This window comes from Dermacoccus sp. MPR-E5 (assembly GCF_058809565.1).
On sequence record NZ_JBXASS010000017.1, the window covers coordinates 49,318 to 55,486 of the forward strand.

Consider the following 6,169-nt stretch of genomic DNA (forward strand, 5'->3'; position numbering starts at 1 on the left):
CCTGGTGTGGCGCTGCTCATCCCGAAGTTCCCCATGGTGAAATACCTCGGCATCTACGACACGTAAAGCGCGATGGCCTTGCCGCTCATGGTCGACGCCGCCAGCGTGTTCATCATGAAGCAGTTCTTCGACACGGTGCCCGTCAGCATCGAGGAGGCGGCTCGGATGGACGGTGCGCCGCCGTTGCAGACGTTCTGTTATGTGGTGTTGCCGATGGCGCGCCCGGCGCTCATCGCGCTGACGATCCTGTCGTTCCAGGGGTCGTGGGACGAGTTCGGTCACGTCCTCGTGACGACGAGCTCACCCGAGCACAAGACGCTCGTCACCGGCCTGGCCGACCTGACGGCCGTGGGTTGGGGGCGGGTACGCAGTGCCCGTTGAAGATGGCTACGGCCCTCATCACGACCATACCCGTCGCCGTGCTGTTCTTCGCGTTCCAGAAGCACCTCGTGCGCGGCGCGAACGATGGAGCGGTGAAGGGTCGACGCTGCCCTGACTGCTCACAACGGCAGGCCCCGATGCCCCGGGGGCGGGCGTTGTTGATTGGGGGGAGCGGCCGAGTCGGACGACGGCACGTGGAAGAATCAGTCACGCGACCAGCAGAACGCCCGATGATGCACCGTCAGCAACATCACCCATACCTGCTGTATCCTCAACAGGACTCGTCATAGTCTGATATCCCAGCTGCGCTAACAATAGCCGACTGATAGCAAAGGACGACAGCCGTGGCACTAAAGAAATCTGATCTTTACAGATCGCTATGGAAATCGTGCGATGAGCTGCGCGGCGGCATGGACGCCAGTCAGTACAAGGATTACATCCTGACGCTACTGTTCGTGAAATACGTCTCCGATAAGGCCAAGGTAGACAAGAACAGCCTCATCGAGGTGCCCGCGGGCGGATCGTTCGACGACATGCTCGCCGCCAAGGGCGACGCTGAGATCGGCGACAAATTCAACAAGATCATCGGCAAGCTCGCCGAAGCCAACGACCTGCGCAACGTCATCGACCAGGCCGACTTCAACGCTCCCGAAAAGCTCGGCAATGGCAAGGAGATGGTCGACCGGCTGTCCAAGCTGGTGACGATCTTCGCCGACCTCGACTTCCGCGGTTCGCGCGCCGAGGGCGACGACCTACTCGGTGACGCCTACGAGTACCTGATGCGCCACTTCGCCACCGAGTCGGGCAAGAGCAAGGGGCAGTTCTACACGCCAGCTGAGGTGTCGCGCATCCTCGCCAAGGTTGTCGGTATCAACAAGGAGACCAAGCAGGACGAGACCGTCTACGACCCGGCCTGTGGTTCGGGCTCACTGCTGCTCAAGGCCGCGGCTGAAGCACCGCGCGGCATGACTATCTACGGCCAAGAGAAGGACAACGCCACGTGGGCGCTGTCCAAGATGAACATGATTCTGCACGGAGATTGCCGACATCCAGAAGGGTGACACACTCACCAGCCCGCAGTTCACGCACGGCAATCAACTCGACACCTTCGACTACATCGTCATGAACCCGCCGTTCTCGGTGAAGTCATGGCGCAACGGGCTTGATCTTGAGTACGGACGATTTGAGTACGGCACTCCCCCAGAAAAGAACGGTGACTACGCCTTCCTCCTACACGCCCTTACCTCGCTGAAGTCACGTGGCAAGGCGGCGATCATCCTGCCGCACGGCGTCTTGTTCCGCGGTAACGCCGAGGCCACCATCCGCACCAAGCTCCTCAAACAGGGCTTCATCAAGGGCATTATTGGACTGCCAGCCAACCTGTTCTACGGCACTGGTATCCCTGCGTGCATCGTCGTGCTCGACAAGGAGCACGCCCAGGCCCGATCCGGCGTGTTTATGATCGACGCGTCCAGGGGCTTCATCAAGGACGGCAACAAGAACCGCCTGCGCGACCGTGACATCCACAAGATCGTCGATGTGTTCAACAAACAGACCGAGATCGACCGATTCTCGCGCATGGTTCCGATGGCCGAGATCGCCGATCCCAAGAACTACTACAACCTCAACATCCCGCGCTACATCGACTCGTCCGAACCCGAAGACCTGCAGGACCTGAACGCTCACATCCACGGCGGCATCCCGAACCACGACCTCGACCTGCTCAGCGCCTACTGGGACGCCTTCCCATCGCTGCGCGACCAGCTGTTTGTCGCCAACCGTCCCGGCTACTCCGACCTCAAGCTTGAGGTCGCCCAAGTGCAGCAGACCATCCTCGACTCGGCGGAGTTCAAGAACTTCAAGGGCAAGGCGCGCGGCCACGTCGTGCAGTGGTTCGAGTCCCACCGCGACGCGCTCGAAACGATCGACGCCGCCACGGTGCCGAACGACCTGATCACCACCATCGGCGACGACCTGCTCAAGCGGTTCAAGCCGGTGGCGCTGCTCGATGAGTACGCCGTTTACCAGCAGCTGATGAGCTACTGGCACGACACCATGCACGACGACGTCTCGCTGATCTTGAGCGACGGGTGGCTCGACGCCGCCAAACCGCGGCTGGCTATCACCGACAAGGAGCGGAAGCTCGCCGAGGAGCCCGACCTGACTATCGGTACCGGCAAGAACGCCAAGAAGTACAAAATGGATCTTGTGCCACCAGCACTGATCGTGGCGCGCTACTTCGCCGACGAGCAGGCGAAGGTTGACACACTCGACGCCGACCTCGAGTCGGCATCGGCCGCTGCAACCGAGCACGCCGAGGAACATGGCGTCGACGAGGCACTGCTGGCCGAAGCCACCAACGACAAGGGCGCCTACACGAAGCAGCTCCTCACCGCCGTCGTGAAGGACGCGAAGGCTTCCCACGATGCCGAGACCCTGGCTTGCGCCAACGCAGCGCTGAAGCTCGTCAATGCCGAAGCTGCGGCCAAGAAGGCGACGAAGGACGCTCAGGTCGCGCTCGACCTCGCCACACTAAAGAAGTACGGCGAATTGACTGCGACCGATGTCAAGATGCTCGTGCTCGACAATAAGTGGCAGAAGACAATTGCTCACCGCGTTGAAGGTGAAGCTGATGCCCTCACACTCGATCTCGTTACCCGGATCCAACAGCTCGGGGAACGATACGCGTCAACACTGGCAGAGCTTGATAGTGAACTCGCGAAACTCGAGTCGCAGGTCATGCGTCACCTGTCCGACATGGGGGTTCAGTCATGACTACGGCAGTTCGGCTGCGCGACGTCGGAAGCACGTACGGAGGCTTGACCGGCAAGACTAAGGCCGACTTCGGTACAGGTGACGCGTCGTTCGTGACATTTCTCGAGGTAATCAACAATACGCGACTGCACGGCACATCCCTAGAGAGGGTACGCGTCGCGCGCGGCGAACGGCAAAACCGCGTAATGCGCCAGGATCTTCTCTTTAATGGGTCATCCGAGATACCGGAAGAAGTTGCACTGTCCGCCGTCGTAGACTTTGAACCGACAACTGACACCTTCCTGAACAGCTTCTGTTTCGGCTTTCGCCTCCGACAGACAGAAACTGTCAATCCAGCGTACCTTGCCTACTTCTTTCGGTCCTCATCTGGCCGGTCCCTTGTTGCCTCTCTCGCACAGGGCGCAACTCGCTACAATATTGCAAAGACGAAGTTTCTTGACGTCGAAATCGCTCTGCCATCGCCGGAACGACAGCGCCAGATTGTCGAGTTCCTCGAGGATGCGGACGGCCTTATTGCCACACTCGAGCGCCTCATCGCCAAGAAACAGGCGATCAAGCGGGGCATGATGCAGCAGCTCCTGACTGGCCGCACCCGCCTGCCAGGATTCAACGCCGAGTGGTCAGAGATCCGTCTCGGCAATCACGTGACCTATGTGAAGACAGTGGCGCTCTCGCGCGCGCAACTTGATGCTAACTCACCACTGAAATACCTCCACTATGGTGATATTCATACTCGCTCCAGCGTTTTGCTAGACGCTAGAATCGAGGAAATGCCTCGTGCAAGCGCGAGCCTTGCCGCTCGTACCGGCCAGCTTCGGCGTGGCGACCTTGTGTTTGCAGACGCGTCGGAAGATCCTGCAGGAGTCGGCAAGTCCATCGAGATCGCAGACGCGCCTGGCACCGGTGTCGTGCCTGGACTTCACACAATCGCCGCACGTTTCGATAAGTCAGTTCTTGCTGACGGGTTCAAAGCATACTTGCAGTTTATCCCGTCGTTCCGCGGCCAGTTGCTGCGCCTCGCAGCCGGAACAAAGGTCCTGGCAACGACTCGATCATACATTTCGAGCATTACCCTTACGCTTCCCGCCGTTGCTGAACAGAACGCAATCGCTGAGGCGCTGCATGACTCAGAACGAGAGATCGAAGCTCTTCGCGTTCGCCTTTCGAAGGCGCAGGATATGAAGACCGGCATGATGCAACAACTTCTGACTGGCCGCGTTCGCCTACCCATGGAGTCGGGATTATGAACGCCGAATGGGCCATGGAGGAACTCGAAACGTTCGCACAACAATCCGCGAGGGTCCCGATTCGAACGCCGGGTGTCGTTGGCATGCGGTACGCGGCATCAGAGGGCGAAATTGCCGCAAAATCGCAGGTCGTTGAGCAGATCCTTGAGCGCATCACGCCCCGCTGGCGAGCGACGGTCCCGGCGTCGCCCGTCGGTGATCGGTGGCGCCAGCACCGTGAGGCCGCCTTACGAGCGCGTGAAGCCCTGGCTCGCGCAGCGGAGTTGAGGCATAACCTCGGCGAAAGCGCACCCGAGCTGTCAGCCGCCGAGCTGCACCCGTGGATCTGGAGCGGAGCATCATCTCTCTGGCAATCAGGTCACTACCGTGAGGCTGTTGAGGGCGCCATCAAGAAGTTGAACGCCGAGACACAGAACAAGGTGGGACGCCGCGATGTCAGCGAGACCGACCTGTTCAAGCAAGCGTTCTCGATGGACGACGCCAAGCCCGGCAAGGCGCGGCTCCGCAGAATGAAGGACGACGGCAGCGACACCTACAAGTCTGTCCAGCGGGGCGCGATGACCTTCGCGGAAGGCGTGTTTGCGGGCATCCGTAATCCACTGACACATGAGTCCGACCAGGAACTGTCAGAGCAAGAAGCGCTGGAGTACCTGGCTGCTCTGAGTGTTCTGGCACGGTGGGTCGACCAGTCTCAGACGGAGGCATCAGCATGAGTGACGTCGGCCAGATCGAGCGCAAGACGCAGGACCGTGTCGTCAAGCTGTTCACCGAGCAGCTCGGCTACGAGTACGGCGGCAACTGGGAGTACCGCCAGGGCAACTCGAACATCGAAGAGGCGCTGCTCACCCAGAACCTCAAAGCGCGCGGCTACTCCGACCCCCTGATCTCACGCGCCATCGACCAACTCAAGAAAGCTGCCGCTGTCAGCGCCGGCCACGACCTGTACGAGGCGAACCGCGAGGTCTACGAACTGCTGCGCTACGGCGTCAAGGTGAAGCCGAGCGTCAGCGACCCAGCGGTGACGGTCTGGCTGATCGACTGGAGCGATCCGAACGCCAATCACTTCGTCGTCGCCGAGGAAGTCACGGTGCTCGGCCAGCACACCAAGCGGCCCGACGTGGTGCTCTACGTCAACGGCATCGCCTTCGCCATCATCGAGCTGAAGCGCTCGTATGTCGGTGTCTCCGAAGGCATCCGGCAGACACTCGGCAACCAGGACAAGCAGTTCATCCGGCCGTTCTTTTCGACGGTGCAGCTGGTCTTCGCTGGCAACGACGTCGAGGGGCTGCGCTACGGGGTTATTGACACACCCGAGAAGTACTGGCTGGCGTGGAAGGAGCCGTCCGATGTCGCTGGTCCGCTTGACCGCGCTTTGCTGCAACTGTGCAACAAGGCCCGCTTTCTCGAACTGATCCACGACTTCACCGTCTTCGACGCTGGCGTTCGCAAGACGGCTCGGCACAACCAGTTCTTCGGCGTGACGGCCGCTCAGGAGCGAATCGCCAAACGTGAGGGCGGCATCATCTGGCACACCCAGGGTTCGGGCAAGAGCCTGACGATGGTGTGGCTGGCCAAGTGGATCCGTGAACAGGACGGAGCCAACCGCGTCCTTCTGATCACCGACCGCACGGAACTCGACGAGCAGATTGAGGGCGTGTTCAAGGGTGTCAACGAGCAGATTTATCGCACGGGACTGCTGCACGGATAGGTGACATCGACTCTGTGGTGCCGTTCGGTGCCGCAGGAGAGGATGTGCACCATGCCCA

At 60.5% G+C, this 6,169-nt stretch carries 6 protein-coding genes; all 6 read left to right on the plus strand.

Annotated elements, in window-relative coordinates:
* Positions 1-72: 72 nt before the first annotated feature.
* The 6 genes from AC1RS9_RS12440 (at position 73) to AC1RS9_RS12465 (ending at position 6,111) form a co-directional block, all read left to right on the plus strand.
* Positions 73-381, plus strand: coding sequence for an ABC transporter permease subunit (locus AC1RS9_RS12440; RefSeq protein ID WP_260852888.1), 309 nt, complete (start codon positions 73-75; stop codon positions 379-381).
* A gap of 344 nt (positions 382-725) precedes the next feature.
* Complete coding sequence (locus AC1RS9_RS12445; RefSeq protein WP_260858464.1) at positions 726-1,442, plus strand: class I SAM-dependent DNA methyltransferase; 717 nt, start codon at positions 726-728, stop codon at positions 1,440-1,442.
* Positions 1,429-3,156 carry an N-6 DNA methylase gene (locus AC1RS9_RS12450; RefSeq protein ID WP_492921703.1) on the plus strand — a complete coding sequence of 576 codons (1,728 nt, stop codon included), beginning with the start codon at positions 1,429-1,431 and terminating at the stop codon, positions 3,154-3,156. The genes AC1RS9_RS12445 and AC1RS9_RS12450 overlap by 14 nt, the downstream gene beginning before the upstream one ends.
* Positions 3,157-3,200: 44 nt before the next feature.
* Positions 3,201-4,403: a restriction endonuclease subunit S gene (locus tag AC1RS9_RS12455; RefSeq protein ID WP_492921699.1), complete on the plus strand. Its 1,203-nt coding sequence runs from the start codon at positions 3,201-3,203 to the stop codon at positions 4,401-4,403.
* Complete coding sequence (locus AC1RS9_RS12460) at positions 4,400-5,116, plus strand: TIGR02391 family protein (RefSeq protein WP_131940244.1); 717 nt, start codon at positions 4,400-4,402, stop codon at positions 5,114-5,116. Before AC1RS9_RS12455 ends, AC1RS9_RS12460 begins: the two co-directional genes overlap by 4 nt.
* Entirely contained in the window at positions 5,113-6,111 is a 999-nt protein-coding gene (locus AC1RS9_RS12465; protein WP_492921701.1) for a type I restriction endonuclease, read from the plus strand. Before AC1RS9_RS12460 ends, AC1RS9_RS12465 begins: the two co-directional genes overlap by 4 nt.
* The last annotated feature ends 58 nt before the right edge of the window (positions 6,112-6,169 follow it).

Coding starts and splice junctions, on each gene's coding strand:
- AC1RS9_RS12440 (WP_260852888.1), top strand. CDS start 73: ATGGCCTTGCCGCTCATGGTCGACGCCGCCAGCGTGTTCATCATGAAG.
- AC1RS9_RS12465 (WP_492921701.1), top strand. CDS start 5,113: ATGAGTGACGTCGGCCAGATCGAGCGCAAGACGCAGGACCGTGTCGTC.
- AC1RS9_RS12460 (WP_131940244.1), top strand. CDS start 4,400: ATGAACGCCGAATGGGCCATGGAGGAACTCGAAACGTTCGCACAACAA.